Origin of the sequence: Asaia sp. HumB (assembly GCF_030263835.1) — a bacterium.
GTDB classification, from domain to species: Bacteria; Pseudomonadota; Alphaproteobacteria; order Acetobacterales; family Acetobacteraceae; genus Asaia; species Asaia bogorensis.
The window spans coordinates 2,762,056-2,778,461 of record NZ_JARPML010000002.1 but is presented as its reverse complement, the minus strand read 5'-3'; the positions used below and the strand labels follow the sequence as shown (position 1 = coordinate 2,778,461).

The 16,406-nt window shown below is 61.0% G+C and carries 14 protein-coding genes; 8 read left to right on the top strand and 6 right to left on the bottom strand.

Going from position 1 to position 16,406, the window contains the following annotated elements; genetic code table 11:
* Positions 1–122 precede the first annotated feature (122 nt).
* The 3 genes from P5689_RS13610 (at position 123) to P5689_RS13600 (ending at position 3,802) form a co-directional block, all read left to right on the top strand.
* Complete coding sequence (locus P5689_RS13610; RefSeq protein WP_285533557.1) at positions 123–923, top strand: inositol monophosphatase family protein; 801 nt, start codon at positions 123–125, stop codon at positions 921–923.
* Positions 924–977: 54 nt separating this feature from the next.
* Positions 978–2,228 (top strand): phosphoglycerate dehydrogenase, encoded by a 1,251-nt coding sequence (gene serA, locus P5689_RS13605; protein ID WP_023977468.1) that lies wholly within the window; start codon positions 978–980, stop codon positions 2,226–2,228.
* A 71-nt stretch (positions 2,229–2,299) separates the two neighbouring features.
* Entirely contained in the window at positions 2,300–3,802 is a 1,503-nt protein-coding gene (locus P5689_RS13600) for a YifB family Mg chelatase-like AAA ATPase (RefSeq protein ID WP_408868552.1), read from the top strand.
* A gap of 9 nt (positions 3,803–3,811) precedes the next feature.
* Here the strand turns inward: P5689_RS13600 and metC are convergent, their stop codons facing one another.
* Both metC and P5689_RS13590 read right to left on the bottom strand, forming a co-directional pair.
* A complete protein-coding gene (gene metC / locus P5689_RS13595; RefSeq protein WP_285533556.1) occupies positions 3,812–5,035 on the bottom strand; it encodes a cystathionine beta-lyase in 1,224 nt (407 codons plus the stop codon).
* A 16-nt stretch (positions 5,036–5,051) separates the two neighbouring features.
* Positions 5,052–5,891: a rhodanese-like domain-containing protein gene (locus tag P5689_RS13590; RefSeq protein WP_285533555.1), complete on the bottom strand. Its 840-nt coding sequence runs from the start codon at positions 5,889–5,891 to the stop codon at positions 5,052–5,054.
* A gap of 156 nt (positions 5,892–6,047) precedes the next feature.
* On the opposite strand from P5689_RS13590, the gene P5689_RS13585 reads away from it, so the two are divergent.
* Positions 6,048–7,085 (top strand): AI-2E family transporter, encoded by a 1,038-nt coding sequence (locus tag P5689_RS13585; protein ID WP_031239928.1) that lies wholly within the window; start codon positions 6,048–6,050, stop codon positions 7,083–7,085.
* Positions 7,086–7,093: 8 nt separating this feature from the next.
* Positions 7,094–7,825 carry an endonuclease/exonuclease/phosphatase family protein gene (locus P5689_RS13580; protein ID WP_408868551.1) on the top strand — a complete coding sequence of 244 codons (732 nt, stop codon included), beginning with the start codon at positions 7,094–7,096 and terminating at the stop codon, positions 7,823–7,825.
* Here the strand turns inward: P5689_RS13580 and cls are convergent.
* The gene (gene cls / locus P5689_RS13575; RefSeq protein WP_285533554.1) at positions 7,809–9,224 is read right to left on the bottom strand and encodes a cardiolipin synthase; all 1,416 of its coding nucleotides are present in this window, start codon (positions 9,222–9,224) and stop codon (positions 7,809–7,811) included. The genes P5689_RS13580 and cls overlap by 17 nt on opposite strands.
* 411 nt (positions 9,225–9,635) lie before the next feature.
* Here cls and P5689_RS13570 point away from each other — a divergent pair, with 411 nt between their 5' ends.
* A complete protein-coding gene (locus tag P5689_RS13570; RefSeq protein ID WP_285533553.1) occupies positions 9,636–10,427 on the top strand; it encodes an arginyltransferase in 792 nt (263 codons plus the stop codon).
* A gap of 4 nt (positions 10,428–10,431) precedes the next feature.
* Here the strand turns inward: P5689_RS13570 and parC are convergent, their stop codons facing one another.
* Positions 10,432–12,654, bottom strand: coding sequence for a DNA topoisomerase IV subunit A (gene parC / locus P5689_RS13565; RefSeq protein WP_285533552.1), 2,223 nt, complete (start codon positions 12,652–12,654; stop codon positions 10,432–10,434).
* Positions 12,655–12,898: 244 nt separating this feature from the next.
* Here parC and P5689_RS13560 point away from each other — a divergent pair, with 244 nt between their 5' ends.
* Complete coding sequence (locus P5689_RS13560) at positions 12,899–13,609, top strand: bacteriorhodopsin (RefSeq protein ID WP_023977478.1); 711 nt, start codon at positions 12,899–12,901, stop codon at positions 13,607–13,609.
* A gap of 25 nt (positions 13,610–13,634) precedes the next feature.
* Complete coding sequence (locus P5689_RS13555; protein ID WP_285533899.1) at positions 13,635–14,576, top strand: Brp/Blh family beta-carotene 15,15'-dioxygenase; 942 nt, start codon at positions 13,635–13,637, stop codon at positions 14,574–14,576.
* Here P5689_RS13555 and recO read toward each other — a convergent pair.
* Positions 14,524–15,300: a DNA repair protein RecO gene (gene recO, locus P5689_RS13550; RefSeq protein WP_285533550.1), complete on the bottom strand. Its 777-nt coding sequence runs from the start codon at positions 15,298–15,300 to the stop codon at positions 14,524–14,526. The genes P5689_RS13555 and recO overlap by 53 nt on opposite strands.
* 33 nt (positions 15,301–15,333) lie before the next feature.
* A complete protein-coding gene (gene tsf, locus P5689_RS13545) occupies positions 15,334–16,239 on the bottom strand; it encodes a translation elongation factor Ts (protein ID WP_285533549.1) in 906 nt (301 codons plus the stop codon).
* Between the last annotated feature and the right edge of the window lie 167 nt (positions 16,240–16,406).

The following is a 16,406-nucleotide window of genomic DNA, read 5'->3' as shown; positions in this document are numbered from 1 at the left end:
CGATACTGTCGTTCGGGCCCGATGTGCCCTTGCGATCGGGGCCGCACTGCCGGATATGCCTTCTGATTGCACGACGCTGCCCCGCCCGCCCGGGGCTGATTTACGGATTGTGAGTTACAGCCATGACGCTTCCGCCCGATCTCGATGCCTGCCTGCAAACAGCACGGCTCTGTGCCGATCATGCGGGTCGGGCGGTCACACCCCATTTCCGCGCTGGTCTGGATGTGGATGACAAGAGCGACGAATCTCCCGTCACGCGTGCTGATCGCGAGGCAGAAGCTGCCATGCGCGACCTCATCAGGCAGGCCCATCCCGACCATGCCATTCTGGGCGAGGAATATGGTTTCTCCGGTGATGAGGGGGATTACATATGGGTGCTGGACCCCATCGATGGCACGCGCGCCTTCATCACCGGCAGGCCAAGTTTCGCGACACTCATTGCCCTGTTCCACAAGGGTACGCCTGTGCTGGGTGTGATCGATCAGCCCTTTACCCGTGAGCGGTGGATTGGCGTTGCCGGGCGTGAAACCGTCTTTGAATCCGCCACGCTTCCCGGCGTTGCCGGCACCCGGAATTGTCCAACGCTTGGTGACGCCGAACTGTCCTGCACCTCGCCCGATATGCTCATCGCCCCTTATGACCAGCGTTTCGCGCAGCTGAAGAAAGCCGCACTGCGCACAAGCTGGGGTGGCGATGCCTATGGCTATGGCCTGCTGGCACTCGGGCAGATTGACCTAATTGCGGAATGTACCATGAAACCGTGGGACTGGGCTGCTCTGGTTCCCGTTGTGAACGGCGCAGGCGGCATTGTGACGGACTGGCAGGGCGCGCCCCTCACGCTCGAGAGCGATGGCACCGTTCTGGCCTGTGGTGACAGAGCGCTTCTGCCCGAGGCCATCGCGAGCCTTCGCCCTTCCCCCTGAACCACGTATGAGCTAGCACCGCGTTTCGGATTTGCGCTGCTGACAGGAGCCGACATGGAAGCCTCGTTTTCTCTCCCCAAAGACCGCATTCGCATCCTTCTGCTCGAAGGTATTCATGAAAGCGCTGCCCAGCATCTCGCCGCGCAGGGCTACAAGCAGGTAACGTGCCTCAAGACCGCGCTCGAGGGCGAGGCCCTGACAGAAGCGCTCAAGGGTGTGCATATGGTGGGCATCCGCTCACGGACACAGCTCACTGCCCCCGTGATCGAGGCGGCCGACCGGCTCATGGCAATCGGCTGCTTCTGCATTGGCACCAACCAGGTCGATCTCAACGCGGCACGCATGGCAGGTATTCCGGTTTTCAACGCTCCTTTCAGCAACACGCGCTCTGTAGCCGAACTCGTCATGGGCGAGATCGTCATGCTGCTGCGTCGTATCCCCTCACGCTCCGAGCAATGCCACGCAGGCGGCTGGGACAAATCGGCTGTGAACGCGTGGGAAGTGCGCGGCAAGACGCTCGGCATCGTGGGCTACGGCTCAATCGGCTCGCAGCTTTCAGTGCTGGCAGAGGCTTTTGGCCTGCGCGTGATCTATTACGATACGGTGGACAAGCTTCCGCATGGCAATGCCACACCGGTTGCCACGCTCAATGAGCTTCTCGCCCAGTCGGATATCGTGAGCCTGCATGTTCCGCAGACGGAGCAGACGAAGGACATGATTGGCGAGGCTGAAATCCGCGCCATGAAGCCCAATTCCATCCTGCTCAACAATGCACGCGGCACCGTGGTCGATATTGATGCCCTCGCTGCTGCCCTGCGTGACGGGCACCTCATGGGTGCCGGTGTGGACGTATTCCCGAAGGAGCCGAAAGGCGCAGGCGAGAGCTTTGTCTCCCCCCTTCAGGGACTGCCCAACGTCATTCTCACACCGCATATCGGTGGCTCGACCATGGAAGCGCAGGAGCGTATCGGCGTGGAAGTCGCCAAGCGCTTTGTGGAATATTCCGATGTCGGCTCGACGCTGGGCGCTGTCAATTTCCCTCCGGTGCAGTTGCCCGAACGTCCGCGTGGTACGCGCTTCATGCATGTGCATGAAAACCGCCCCGGCATCATGCGCCAGATCAACGAGATCTTCTCCAGCGAAGACTGCAACATCGTTGCGCAATACCTGCAGACCGATGGCGAGGTCGGGTATGTTGTGGTCGAGACCGATGCAAGCCCCGACTCGGAACTCGATAACCGCCTGCTCAACAGCCTCCGCGAGCTCAAGGGCACGATGCGCGCACGTCTGATCTATCAGCGCTGAAGTAATTTGATGAATTATTAACACTGCACTAATAGTGATCAGGAACAGATTCACCTGTTCCTGATCATTCGTTGGTGCCGGTGACCGCTTCATCCTCTTCCATTGCCCGTATCCAGAGTTTTGCTTTTGCGGGCATCGATGCCATCCCGGTCACGGTCGAAATCCAGATCGCCTCTGGCCTGCCCGCCTTCATCATCGTTGGCCTGCCCGACAAGACAGTCGGCGAATCACGCGAGCGCGTCCGCGCTGCACTGGCAGCACTCGGACTCGCCCTGCCTCCCAAGCGTATCCTGATCAATCTGGTCCCGGCCGATCTGCCCAAGGAAGGCTCGCATTTCGACCTGCCGATTGCTCTGGCCATCATGACGGCCATGGGCATCCTGTCGCATGAAGCCGTGGCGGCTTACTGCGCCATCGGCGAACTTTCGCTTGACGGACGCCTGCAGGCGACAGGCGGCGTGCTTTCTGCCGCACTCGAGACAGTCCGGCATCAGCTTGGCCTGATCTGCCCCCGCCCCCAGGCGCAGGAGGCACGATGGGCAAGCGACACGCTCGATATTCTTGCCCCTGATACGTTGCGCGCCCTCCTGTCGCATTTCAACGGCGAGCATGTATTGCCTTCCCCCGAACTCGAACCCGTGGCGACCTCAGCGCCACTGAACGATCTTGCTTTGGTCAAGGGCATGGATATCGGGCGACGCGCCCTCGAGATCGCGGCCTGCGGGGCCCATTCCCTGCTGATGTCAGGGCCGCCGGGTGCTGGCAAATCCATGCTTGCGCAGTGCCTGCCCTCCATCCTGCCCGATCTGACGCATGAGCAGATACTTGAGTGCAGCCGGATTCACAGTCTGGGCGGTCAGGCCAGCGGGAGCACCCTGATTACCCAACCGCCTTTCAGGGCGCCGCATCACTCGACCACCCTGCCCGCGCTTGTCGGCGGGGGCTCACGATCCCGCCCGGGCGAAGTCAGCCTTGCCCATAATGGCGTTCTCTTTCTCGACGAACTGCCGGAGTTTTCGCGAAGCTGCCTCGAATCCCTGCGCCAGCCACTGGAGACGGGCGCAATCACGGTGGCACGGGCCAGACAGACGGTGCTTTATCCCTCGCGATTTCAGTTCATCGCGGCCATGAATCCCTGTCGGTGCGGCTATCTGGGCGATGCTGAGCGTGCCTGCCGAAAGGCTCCTCAATGCGGCGAGGAGTATCTCTCCCGCCTGTCCGGCCCCATGCTCGACCGGATCGATCTTTCCCTGTTCGTCACCCCGGTCTCGCCCCTCGACATGATTACCGCACCGGCAGGCGAGAACAGTGCCGCCGTGCGCGCCCGCGTCGTGAAAGCACGACATTTTCAGATTGCGCGTCAGGGGGTCCCCAACGCGCAGGTGGCAGCCCAGGATATCGTTCTGACACCGGACGCACGCCATCTTGTCAGTGAGGCGGGTACCAGGCTGCGCCTTTCAGCCCGCGGGCTGACGCGCCTGCTGCGCGTTGCACGCAGCATTGCCGATCTCGACCACGCGTCAGATGTCGGCGCCCCGCATCTGCGCGAGGCGCTCGGTTTCAGAATGCGCTAGAGCCGCACCTCACCCCGCCAGTGAAGCACGGAGCACTTCGAGCCCCCCTTCAAGATCCGCAATGAGGTCGTTGGGGTCTTCAAGCCCGATATGCAGCCTGAAGCTCGGACCCTCAGGCATGGCGTTGGGCAGCGAGCGACGTACGCCCCCCGTCGTTGGCAAAACGAGGCTTTCATATCCGCCCCAGGACGCGCCGATGCCGAACAGGGCCAGCGCATCAATCATGTCCCGCATGGCCGCGACAGACAGATCGGCGCGCAACTCCACGCCGAAAAGCGAACTTGCCCCCTCGAAATCGCGCAGCCAAAATTCATGGCCGGGACATTCTTCGAACGCTGGATGCAGCACACGCGCCACTTCCGGTCGGCCACGCAGCCATTGCGCCACCAGCAAAGCCGAGGCCGATTGACGCTCGAGCCGCACCGCCATCGTGCGGAGCCCGCGAAGGGTCAGCCAACATTCATCCGGTCCGGCCAGCTGGCCAATCTGAATGGCGGAATCGCGCAGTGTTTTCCAGAGCGCGCCATCTGCCACCGTAATCGCACCGGCGATCACATCGGAATGTCCGGCGGGATATTTCGTCAGCGCCTGGATGGAGACGTCGACCCCGTGGCGGAAAGGCTGGAAAATGCCGATTCCCCAGGTATTGTCGAGCATAAGCAGCGCACCATGCTCATGGGCCACACGTGCCAGCATGGGAACGTCCTGCACCTCGAATGTGTGGCTGCCCGGGCTCTCGGCAAACACGATCCGCGTGTTCTCTCGCATGAGCCCGATCAGGGTCTCTTCATCCGCGAGGGGCGCATAATAGGTGGTCTCGATCCCCATACGCGCCAGCATAGTGCCGGCAAAACGGCGTGTGGGCCCATAGACCGAGTCGGGCAGAAGCAGGTGATCACCAGAACTCAGGAAGGCGAGCAAAGGCAGGGTGCAGGCCGCCAGCCCCGAGGAAACGACCTGCGTATGGGTCCCGCCTTCAATCAGCGCGAGAAGCTTTTCAAGCTCATGCTGAACGGGCGAGCCCATCGCCCCATAGATCAGTTCATGCTCATGGCTGCGCAGCCCCTGCTCCCGCATTGCGTCCAATGAGGGAAAAAGGACAGTCGAGCCCCTCGTCACCGGCGCATTCACATAGGCCCCCTGGGGCGGGGTGGGCTCCGGTCGCCCCCCCTGTACCAGAAGGGAGGACAGGCGCTTCCAGCCGGAAGTGACCTGCTTGGCGGTGTTTTCCACTCTCTCGTTTCTCCTGTCAGGCCTCAATAGGGGTGGCAGGATCGCTTCCCCACTCGGCCCATGACCCATCATAAAGCTGCCCTGGCGCCAGCCCGGCCACACGCAAGGCCATGGTCAGCGTTGCGGCGGTCAGACCCGACCCGCAACTGGTAATGACCCGACGCGAGCCTATGGCACAGCCCGCGAAACGCTCGACCAGCGCCTGAGGCTGCAGAAAGCAGCCTTGGGGGTTCAGCACCTCGGTAAAGGGCAGGTTCACTGCGCCCGTCATATGCCCACCGCGCATGTTGGGCCGTGGCTCGACGGCTTGGGCATGGAACCGCGCTGCACTGCGTGCATCGAGGATTACGCGATCAGGATCATCGAGCGCATCGAGCACATCGCCCTTGCCTGCAAGGAGCGCATAGCGCGTGCGCGGTCGATAAGGCTGCTCGCAGGGTGCTGCCGGGGCCGGCGCAGCGTCGGGCGCAAGACCAAGAGCCTCAAGCGCTGCCAGGCCACCATCAAGGACATGCGCAGACTCGTGCCCGAACAGTGAGGCCATCCAGTGCGCCCGACAGGCGCCGATACTTCCCTTGTGGTCATAGAACACCAGTCCCGTATCGGAGCCTATGCCCAGTGCCATCATGGCCTGCGCAAATGTGGCCGCACCGGGCACGGTGTGGGGGAGCGGGTCCGAGCGATCACATATGTCGTTGATACGGAAACGATTTGCCCCGGGAAGCGCTAATTTGTGGAAATCTGCTTCCGGGTCACCGTCCTGCCCGGGGAGGAGAGCCGACGCATCGAGATAGCGATACCGGCCGGGAGGAAGCAACATCAGGGTCTGCGCATCGATCAGGGGGGGTATCGTCATGGATGGCACGCTCCGGCACATGATGGATCAGACATGGCCCGGCCTGACGGGGATCGCAAAAACGGATCAGGAACCGCACGATAGCAGCCGGAATGACCCCGTGGTCAACTGGCGGCAGCCGCAGCCGGGGGAGATTAGGTGACAACTGAACGCATCATGCTGGGAATGCTCCTCTTGGGGGTCGCTTATGGTTGCGGCGTGGTGCTGTGGCCCTTCCTTTCCGCCATCCTGTGGGGCGCGATTCTGACCTTCACGACATGGCCCCTGTTCAAGCGCCTGCGCCGCCACATGCGCCCGCCTCTGGCCGCTGTGGTCATGATGGTCGGCAGCGCCATTGCCATTGTCATGCCGCTCGCGCTCCTTACCTCAACCGGCATTGCGGATCTCCCGCTGATCATCGGCGGCATCAATACCGAAATCGAAGCTCTCGGTCGCACGCATCCGGCGCCAGACTGGCTGGCCACGATACCCGGCATCGGCCCACAGCTGACCAGTGCCTATCAGCACTGGAGCCATGACGTCCGCGGCGTGGGCGAGGCCCTTCATCCCTATGCCGGACAGATCGCCCGTTATACCCTCAAGGCGCTGATGCAGATGGCGAGCGGCCTGGCTGAGCTGGTCATGGCGCTCTTCATCGCCCTGTTTTTCTGGATCAGTGGTGATTCGCTGGGGCGTGTCATCACGGCTGTCCTGACCCGCATCACCGGCACCTATGCCGATCGTCTGATCACCATCATCGGCAGCGTCATACGGGGCACGGTCTACGGCATTCTCGGTACTGCCATCGTTCAGGGTGTGCTCACCTCCATTGGCCTGTTTATCTCGGGCGTACCTGCACCGGTGCTGCTCGGCGGTGTTGCTGCCTTTGTGGCGGTTTTTCCGGTCGGTGCCCCGCTGGTATGGGCACCTGCCGCCATCTGGCTGGCCCTTCATCATCACCTCGGCTGGGGCCTGTTTCTCGCGGGTTACGGCATCGTGTTCATCTCGGGAGCCGATCACATCATACGGCCCGCTTTCATCGCCAGAGGGGCGCAGCTTCCCTATCTGCTGACCGTACTCGGTGTGCTGGGCGGCGTGGTCACATTGGGCGGACTGGGTATTTTTCTGGGTCCGGTCCTGCTGGGCGTCGGCTATACTCTGACCACTGAATTCGCGCGTGGCGCCTATCAGACAGAAAAGAAAATGCTTCAATGAACCCGTCTTTGACCCACGACGCCCCGCCTGCCCCGTTAGCTGATCGTACAGTCCCCGGTATCAGCCAGAATTTTACCATCCTGAGCTGGAATCTGCTTCGCGCCGTGGGGGCACCGATCGATGAGGTCGTCGAGCTGGCCCGCACCTTCCAGCCCGATATTTTCCTGATGCAGGAAGCCGTGAGCAGTTTCGACAGACTGCCCACCATACTGGGCGGACATTACGCGCGAATTCCTCTGCCAGACCGCATCCACGGCACAGCGTGCTGGAGCCGCTTCCCCTTCACAAGACCGCCGGTCTCCTGCGCCCTGCCCTCGGGGTTGATGGTCAAGCGCACGGCACAGCTCATCGATTTCGGGTCGTTCTCGATCGCAAACGTGCATCTGTCTCACGGGCAGATCCTGAATCGCCGTCAGCTTCGTCGTATCGCACCGATCCTGCGCCATCATGCGCTCGTCATGGGCGACTTCAACCTTGTCGGGCCGACCCTGCTCCCCGGTTTTCGCGATGTCGGCCCAAGAGCACCCACCCATCGCATGGCCGACATGCTGCCGATACGAATAGACCGTTGCCTCGTGCGTGGCATGACGCCCCTCGATGCCGGTGTTTTGCCCAATCGCAGTTCGGACCATCACCCTATCACGGTAACGCTGCGGCTGGATGCGCCCGACAGGCACCGCGCCTTCTTTCAGCGACTGGCAGATCGCCGGCAGGTCAAGGCGCTCACAGATAGGGCATGAACAATCTGACGGCAGCATTACGCGTCTTGCGCCAGTTGCTCAGGCTGTCGAGCGCATGATGTGTGAGCCGGCCTGCCTTGTGCCGTTCCATGAAACTATTGAGCGACTGCGCCACTGAACCACTATAGATCTCAAGATTGATCTCGAAGTTCAGGCGCAGGCTGCGCGCATCGATATTGCTGCTGCCGACAAAAGACCATTCTTCATCAACGACAAGCAGCTTGGCGTGATTGAAGGGTGGCCTGTTCATCCAGACATGGCACCCTGCCTTCAGGAACGGTGCAAGACTGGCATCGCGGGCATAATCGATCAGTCTGTGATTGCTGCGACGTGGCAGGATGATATCGATCTGCACACCACGCAGGGCCGCGAGGCAGAGCTCCGACACCAGCCGCTCATTGGGCAGGAAATACGGCGTCATCAGGCGAACCGAGCGGCGTGACAGGGCAATCGCCTGCAGCATGGAGAATTCGATCTTCTCAAGATCGTTATCCGGCCCAGATGTCACGATACGCATCGGGATATCACCGGCCCGGTCAAGCTCGGGAAACCAGATCTTACCGTCAAGCTCTTCACCGCAGGTAAAAGACCAGTCACGCGCAAAGGCTTCGGTCAGTTGGTGAACAATCGGCCCCTGAAGCCGGAAATGCGTATCCGCCACCGGATGCTTGATGCGCAGGCGCCGCAGGTTCTCCTCACCGATATTCAGCCCGCCCATGAACCCAGTATGCCCATCGATAACCAGAATTTTGCGATGATTGCGCAGATTGATGAATGGCATCTTCCACGGAAGAAGCGAGTGCATGAACCGCTCACAAGGGATTCCACGCACGCGCAGGGCCTTGTGAATGCCACTGCGGAAATACCCGCCCCCGATACCGTCAACCAGCACACGTACCGCGACACCCCGCGCCTGCGCGGCCACCAGGGCATCCACAAACTGCTCCCCGATTCTATCTGCCCTGAAAATATAGGAACACAGCAGAATCGAGACCTGTGCCGAGGCAATGTCCTGCAGCATGCGCGGATAGATGTTGTCGCCATCATGGAGGCAATCGACGGAATTGCCGCCCAGCAGGGGCCGCTCGGTCAGCTTGCCGATCATCCGCGCCAGGGGGGCGAAATCCCCCTCCATACGCTGGCGCGTATGAAAGGCCGGGCCCCGTCCTCGCCAGTGATGGTCACTCACCAGACGTCGTGCCAGACGCCTGACACGATTGATACCGAACATCAGATAGAGCAGCGCGCCGAAAATCGGCATAAGCCAGCTCACACCGATCCAGCCGGCACAGGCTGCCGTGTTCTGTTTCGTCCGCAGAACATGCAAGGTGACTGCAACAGCAAGACCGAGCCGAAGCAGGATCAGGAAGGCGTCAAGGAGGGTAATGGGCCAGCTCATTTCTCATAACGTTAGCGTATTCGTCCGGAATTCAAAGAGAGACATCTTGCAACCGGAAAAATCATCGTAAAATATGAGAGGGTGATCGTGGGCTAGATCCGTCCGGACTCGGTGTGCAAGGCTTTTGGCTAGCCACAAGGAATGTTGCTGAGCCGCTCGAAAAAGCGTGCACAGCGTTTTCACGGCGCGTCTGTCCTGCCGGGTCAGGATACCGGTTGGACAAGGGTCTGAAGCAAGGCCGGTGCTGGCCTGTCTGGATGGGACGGAAACGCCCTGTGGCACCGGACCGGAATGCGAGGTCCGCAGGCAGCGACCGATGGTCAGGACAATCAGGCTTACGCAATCGATGGCCCTCCCGTGCGGGGGGCGTCACTATCAAGCGTTTTCAGGCAGAGGAGAGAAAGGATGGTTATGTCAGCTCATCGTCCCCAGCTCTTCTACACGACAGAGCCGTCGCCCTGCCCGTATCTCCCCGGCAGGACGGAGCGCAAGGTCATGACCGAGCTGACCGGCAGTGATGTCGACCAGCTTCATGATCGCCTGTCCCGTGCCGGTTTCAGGCGCAGCCACGGCATTGTCTATGCCCCTGTCTGCCATGGTTGTCAGTCCTGTATCCCCATCCGGCTTCCTGTCGCGGAATTCGTGCCGGATCGCACCATGCGCCGGGTGCGCCGGGACCACGCCGATCTTGTTGTGACTGAGCGCCCCATCGTCGCAACCGAGGAACAATATGCCCTGTTCCGGGCCTATCAGGCGCATCGTCATGGCGATGGTGATATGGCCCTCATGGGGCTCGATGATTATCAGTCGATGGTCGAGACCAGCCCGGTCGAAACCAGCCTGTTCGAGTTCCGCTCACGCGATGGTCGTCTGGTCTGCGTGTCTCTTGTCGATATGCTCTCTGATGGTCTCTCGGCGGTCTATACATTCTATGACCCGGCAGACACCCATCGCTCCTACGGCACGGCATCCATTCTATGGCTGATTGCCGAGACGGCCCGACGCAACAAGCCCTATCTCTATCTAGGCTACTGGGTGCCAGGCAGCACGAAGATGGGCTATAAATCACGCTTCAACCCGGCGGAAATTCTTCGCAACGGGCACTGGCACCGACTTGCGGGCGCGCCCTCTGCGGTGTCCTCCACAACGGCAGTCGCGGTATCGAGCCCGAAAGCCGACACCCCTCCCGCCGGGGCCGCCTGAGAACTCAGCTTCTGGTCACGGGCTTGCGGGTCATCCATTGCGGGGCAGCCTTGCCCTGATCCGCTCGTTTGCCGACGATCGACGCAAGATCGGCGTCACTGCGCGGCTTTTGCCCCTCATGCCAGACCAGACCTGTTTCCGAGGCAAAGACCCGCAGATCGACGATGCGCTGACCCGGCGGGAGCTTCTGGATCGTGACACCCATGCCCTTTGTCATTTCGGGCAGGGCATCGAGAGCAAAGGATAGCGCCTTGCGGTTGCTGCCCATGGTGATGATCTGATCACCTGTAACGGCCACGCAGAACCCGGCGCGGTCACCGTCACGCAGCGTCAGGACTTGTTTGCCCGTCCGTTTTTCAGCCGCCATATCAGCGTCACGCACAATCATGCCGCGTCCGCTTTCGCTGGCCAGAACGTGACGGCCGGACTCATCGATCACAAAGAAAGAGACGATATCCTCATCCTGAGGCAGATCGACCAGAACGCGAATGGGCTGCCCAAAGCCACGCCCACGCGGCAGGTCAGCCGCCTTGAGCGTGAAGGCCCGACCGCCACTCACCAGGATACAGAGGCGATCGGTGCTCTGACACTCGAGCGACAGCCCGAACGCGTCACCTTCCTTGAACTTATGACTCTCGGGGTCGATCCCATGTCCCTTCACGGCCCTCACCCAGCCTTCACGTGAGAGAAGCACGGTCAGGGCCTCACGATCTACCTGTATGGCGGCACTCAAATCGATCGGTGCGGGCGGTGCCGCAATTTGGGTGCGTCGGGTGCCAAGGGCGCCCTCGCCAAAGCTGGCTGCTGTCGCGTCAAGTTCCTTGCCGATACGGGTCCAGCGTTTGCGCTCGCTGCCTAGCAATCCTTCGAGCCCGGATTTCTCCTTGAGAAGCGCATCACGCTCCTTGCGTATCTCGATCTCCTCAAGACGACGCAGTGAGCGCAGGCGCATATTCAGCACATATTCGGCCTGCAGATCCGTCAGGCTGAACACACGCATCAATTCGGGCTTGGGCTCGTCGCTTTCGCGAATGATGCGGATGACTTCATCAAGGTTGAGATAAACGGCCAGAAACCCTTCGAGGATTTCCAGACGACGCTCAACTGCGTTCAGACGATGCTGCGAACGGCGAACGAGAACGATCTCGCGATGGTCCAGCCATGACTGGATGACCTCACGCAGCCCCATCACCCGCGGCACGCGATTGGCGTCCAGCACGTTCATGTTCAGGCTGAATCGGCTCTCCAGCGGGGTGACCCGGAAGAGGGTTTCCATCAGCACTTCCGGCTCGATCCCCTTGGTCTTGGGTTCGAGGACAAGGCGGATATCGGTCGTGCTTTCGTCGCGTATGTCGGCGAGGAGCGGCAGCTTCTTCTGCTCCATCAACTCCGCGATCTGCTCGATCAGGCGCGATTTCTGCACCTGATAGGGAATCTCGGTTACGATCACGGTCCAGGTGCCGAAGCGTCCCTGTTCGACTTCCCATCGCGCGCGGGTACGGAAACTGCCGCGTCCGGTCTCGTAAGCCGTGACCATGCTGGCAGGGTCCTCAATCAGCACGCCACCTGTAGGGAAGTCAGGTCCCGGCATGAACTGCATCAGCGCCTCGACAGGCGCCTGCGGGTTCTCGATCAGATGACGCGCGGCACGGCAGATCTCGGCGGCGTTATGCGGGGGAATACTGGTGGCCATGCCAACCGCGATCCCGGCCGCGCCATTGGCCAGCAGGTTCGGAAAAGCGCCGGGCAGGACTACGGGCTCGGCATCCTCATTGTCATAGGTCGGACGGAAATCGACCGCGTCATCCTCGATGCCTTCCAGCAGGGCCTTGGCCACAGCGGTCAGCCGGGACTCCGTGTAACGCATGGCGGCCGCGTTATCGCCGTCGATCGAACCGAAATTGCCCTGCCCTTCGACAAGCGGATAACGCACCGCGAAGTCCTGGGCGAGGCGGACCAGCGCCTCGTACACGGCTGCGTCGCCATGGGGATGGAACTTACCGATCACGTCACCCACGACGCGGGCGCATTTCTTGAAACCCGCCGTCGGATCCAGCTTGAGCTGCTGCATGGCGTAGAGGATGCGCCGATGCACAGGCTTCATACCATCGCGCACATCGGGCAACGAACGCGCCATGATGGTAGACATGGCATAGGCAATATAGCGCTCGCTCAGCGCATCTGCGAGTTTGGTATCCTCGATATGTCCTGCCAGATCCTGACTCATGCCACGCCCTTTCGTTTCAGGGCAGATAAGGCGGCGCGGCGCGGCCTGTCCAGTGCAAATACCCCGTTTTTGTTCCCGGTCCCTCTTGGCACGCTTCAGCGGGTAGCCGCCCCTGCGTCATCTGCTCAGAGAAAAGCCTGAGCGCGATCAGGTCTGATAAATATGGCTGTCAAGGCAGGCTAATTACAACTTTATGTGTCAGGCACCGTTTATCGCTCTCCTCATCTCGTGAAAGACAGCGATAATGACCCTGACAGTTCTCTGGCTGACAGCCCTGATCATGTTTGCCGGTGGGACGGCGCTGCTGCTGCTTGGCAAACGGCGTACCGAAACCGAAGGGGTTATGAGCCTTGCCCACGGTATCGTCCCCATCATCGCAGGTTGTTTGTATGTCGCCATGGCGACAGGCCAGGGCGCAGTGCTCCTGCCGACGGACGCCACACTCGCAGGCGCCGCCAGCACGACCCGCATCTTCTGGTTCGGCCGCTATATCGACTGGGTGTTTACAACCCCGCTTCTGCTTGTCGGTCTCGGGTTTCTTGGCATGTTCCGCGGCCGCAAGCGAGCCGATCTGCTACTGGGTGCCGTCACAGCCGACGTGATCATGGTCATCACTGCCTTTGCCTTCAGTGCCTCGGAAAACGTGGTGAGCCGCTGGATCTGGTTCGTGCTTTCCTGCGTGGCGTTTCTCGGTGTGTATTATGTCATCTGGGTCTCGCAGCTTCAGGCCAATCGCCTCGAGCGGCCTGAAGTGCAGACGGCCTATATCCGCAGCGCCACCATCCTTTCGGTGCTCTGGATGGTGTACCCGATCATCCTCGCCCTCTCGCCTGACGGCCTCGGAATCGTGCCGGACTCGGCAAGCGTACTCATCATCGCCATCACGGATGTTCTGGCGAAAGTCGGGTTTGGTTTCCTCAGCCTGTCCGATGACCGTAAACTGACCACGGTCTGATGATGTCTGGCCCGGCGTGACATTTATGACATTGACCGGGCCACGCGATTTCTTCGCCCCCCTCTATTGGGGCGGCGCGGGAATTTGCGCCGCTGCCGCGATCCTCACCGATAATGTGCTGATTAGTCTCGCCACCATCATCATCTTTGGTCTCCCACATGGTGCGCTTGATGGAGAGATGGCACGACAAGCGTTGCGCCCCCGTCTCGGGTATCTCTGGTTTCCTGTTTTTGCGTTGCCTTATCTCGCGCTTGTCGGGCTCGTGCTCATCGCCTGGCATATCGAGCCGTTACTCACGCTCAACCTGTTTCTGGCTCTGTCCATCTGGCATTTTGGCAGTGAGATGCGCGAAGACGGTTCTTCTCTGCTCGCCGGGTTTGTCCTTGGGGGGGCGCCACTAATCCTTCCCTGCGTATTTCAGCCAGAGGCCACCGCAGCGCTACTGAGCGCCATGGCGCCGCCTGTTCATCTCATCATGCCGCCATTATGGCTGATCGTTCTGTTTCCCGTCTGGGCCCTCTGCGTCAGCGCGTGGTTAGGCGTCAGTCCTCCCGCGACACGCATGAGGCGCTTATGGTCGCTGTTCGGGCTGATTGTCCCGTTCGCGTTGTTGCCGCCGCTGCAAGCGTTCATGATCTATTTCGTGTTCCAGCACGCGCCGGCGCATATCGAATCGCTCATAGCTGACTGTCGCTGGTGCCGTCTCAGTTCAGCGGGTCACGCATTCTATCGCAGCCTGCCGCTCACATTTGCCTCGCTAGGCATCGGGGCCGTCATGGTGCCGTTCTACGCAGGGCCGCTGGCACCGCGAATGATCGCTGTCACGTTCCAGCTTCTGGCCGCTCTGACGCTGCCCCACATGATATTCGATTATCTGATTGGAGGGGCCCCGGCGCTTCGTGAAGCCCGGACACCTATGCCGGGGGATTTTCCTGCACGGCCTCACGTGCATCCGCCAGTGCCCTGACACGCATATCCAAACGCTCGCGCGCACCGGGGACAGGTTTGTGCTGGCAGCCGAAAAGATGGCGTGAGAGGAAATGTCCCGTCAATGCCAGCCCCTCAGCCCAGAGGGCGGGATCATCGCCGTCATCCTCAACCCCTTGCGGGGTCAGATAATGAGGCAGTGGCAGGAGACGATCGACCCACTGCCCGGCAGAATCGCGGCTTACAGCGCGTCCTGTTCGCGGAGAGACAAAGGCGAGATCAGTCGTTGCACCTGAGATGGCACAGCAATCGAGCGTCAGTCCATAACCTAGCGTCGCAAGCAACGCGATTTCCCAGCGCACATAATCCACCACCGGGGCGGGATCGGACAGCACACAGAAGGCCGCGAGATCGCGCACGGTCTGAAGAAAGAAATCGGGATGAGGCTCGCGGTCCGGCAAGGCAGCATCGGCCAGTTCGGCCGCTGACTGAACCAGAGCGAGTTGCAGAGGGCGGTCCAGTAGCCTGACGGCTGTTTCCTGAACCATTTCACCGCTCAGATGCCCGAGTTGATCGGACAGGCGGGAGGCATAACGGGCGAGTATCAGATTACCCGGCTGCCAGAGCGCGGCCTGACGTCGTGACGAGCCGCCACGCACCAGACCGGCAATGCGTCCATACTCTTCCGTGAAGAGATGGACCACAGCTCCGCCCTCGCCGTAGCGCCGGGCGGAGAGGACGATTGCAGCACATTCGAAATTCATGTGCTGCAACCAATCCCGTGATCGTTTGGCCGATCAGGCGCCAGCGGCAGCGGCCACTTCGGCAGCAAAGTCGCTGGTTTCCTTTTCGATGCCTTCGCCGAGCTGGAAGCGCTCGAAAGCAATCAGCTTGGCGCCGGCCTTCTCGACAACCTTGGACACGCGGGTTTCACCGTCATGCACCCAGACCTGCTCCAGAAGAACGACTTCTTCGTAGAACTTGCGGATACGGCCTTCGATCATCCTCTCGATGATGGCTTCCGGCTTGCCGGACTCACGAGCCTGCTCAATCAGAACCTGGCGCTCACGCTCCAGAGCTTCCGGATCGACGCTGGCAACTTCCAGAGCAGCCGGACGCGTTGCGGCAACATGCATGCCGATCTGGCGGCCCAGTGTCAGCAGGGCTTCGGATTCCGACGGGGCTTCAACAGCAGCCAGAACGCCGATCTTGCCAACGCCCGGACGCAGCGCGCCGTGCACGTAGGAAGCAACGATGCCCGAAGGAACGGTCAGAACCTTGGCGCGACGCAGCGACATGTTCTCGCCGATCGTGGCGATCAGGTGGGTCAGTTCTTCAGCAACCGTGCGGCCCGTGGGCAGCTTGGCCTGCGACAGGGTGTCGAGATCGTCACCGGCATCGAGTGCCGCATGAGCCACGGACTCGACGAATGCCTGGAAAGCTTCGTTACGGCCCACGAAATCGGTCTCGGCATTGACTTCGACCATGGCGGCCTTGTTCTTGCCTGAAGCAACGGCCACAAGGCCTTCAGCCGTGGTGCGGCCCGACTTCTTGGCAGCCTGCGACAGACCCTTGGCGCGCAGCCAGTCAATGGCGGCATCCATGTCGCCAGCAGCTTCCGTAAGAGCCTTCTTGCAGTCCATCATGCCGGCGCCAGTCTTCTCGCGCAGGTCACGAACGAGGGCAGCAGTAATTTCCGCCATGTCCAAAACTCCTCTTGAGCATTGTCCCGTCAGACCCGATCGGCTGACCGGATGACAATACTCGCCACAATAAAGAACCTGAGCCCCTCCCCGCATCCCGAAAGCGCGGGGCAGGCTCTAGGAACGAAACGGCGCGCCGCAGCTTTTCAGCCGGGCACGCCAGAAAT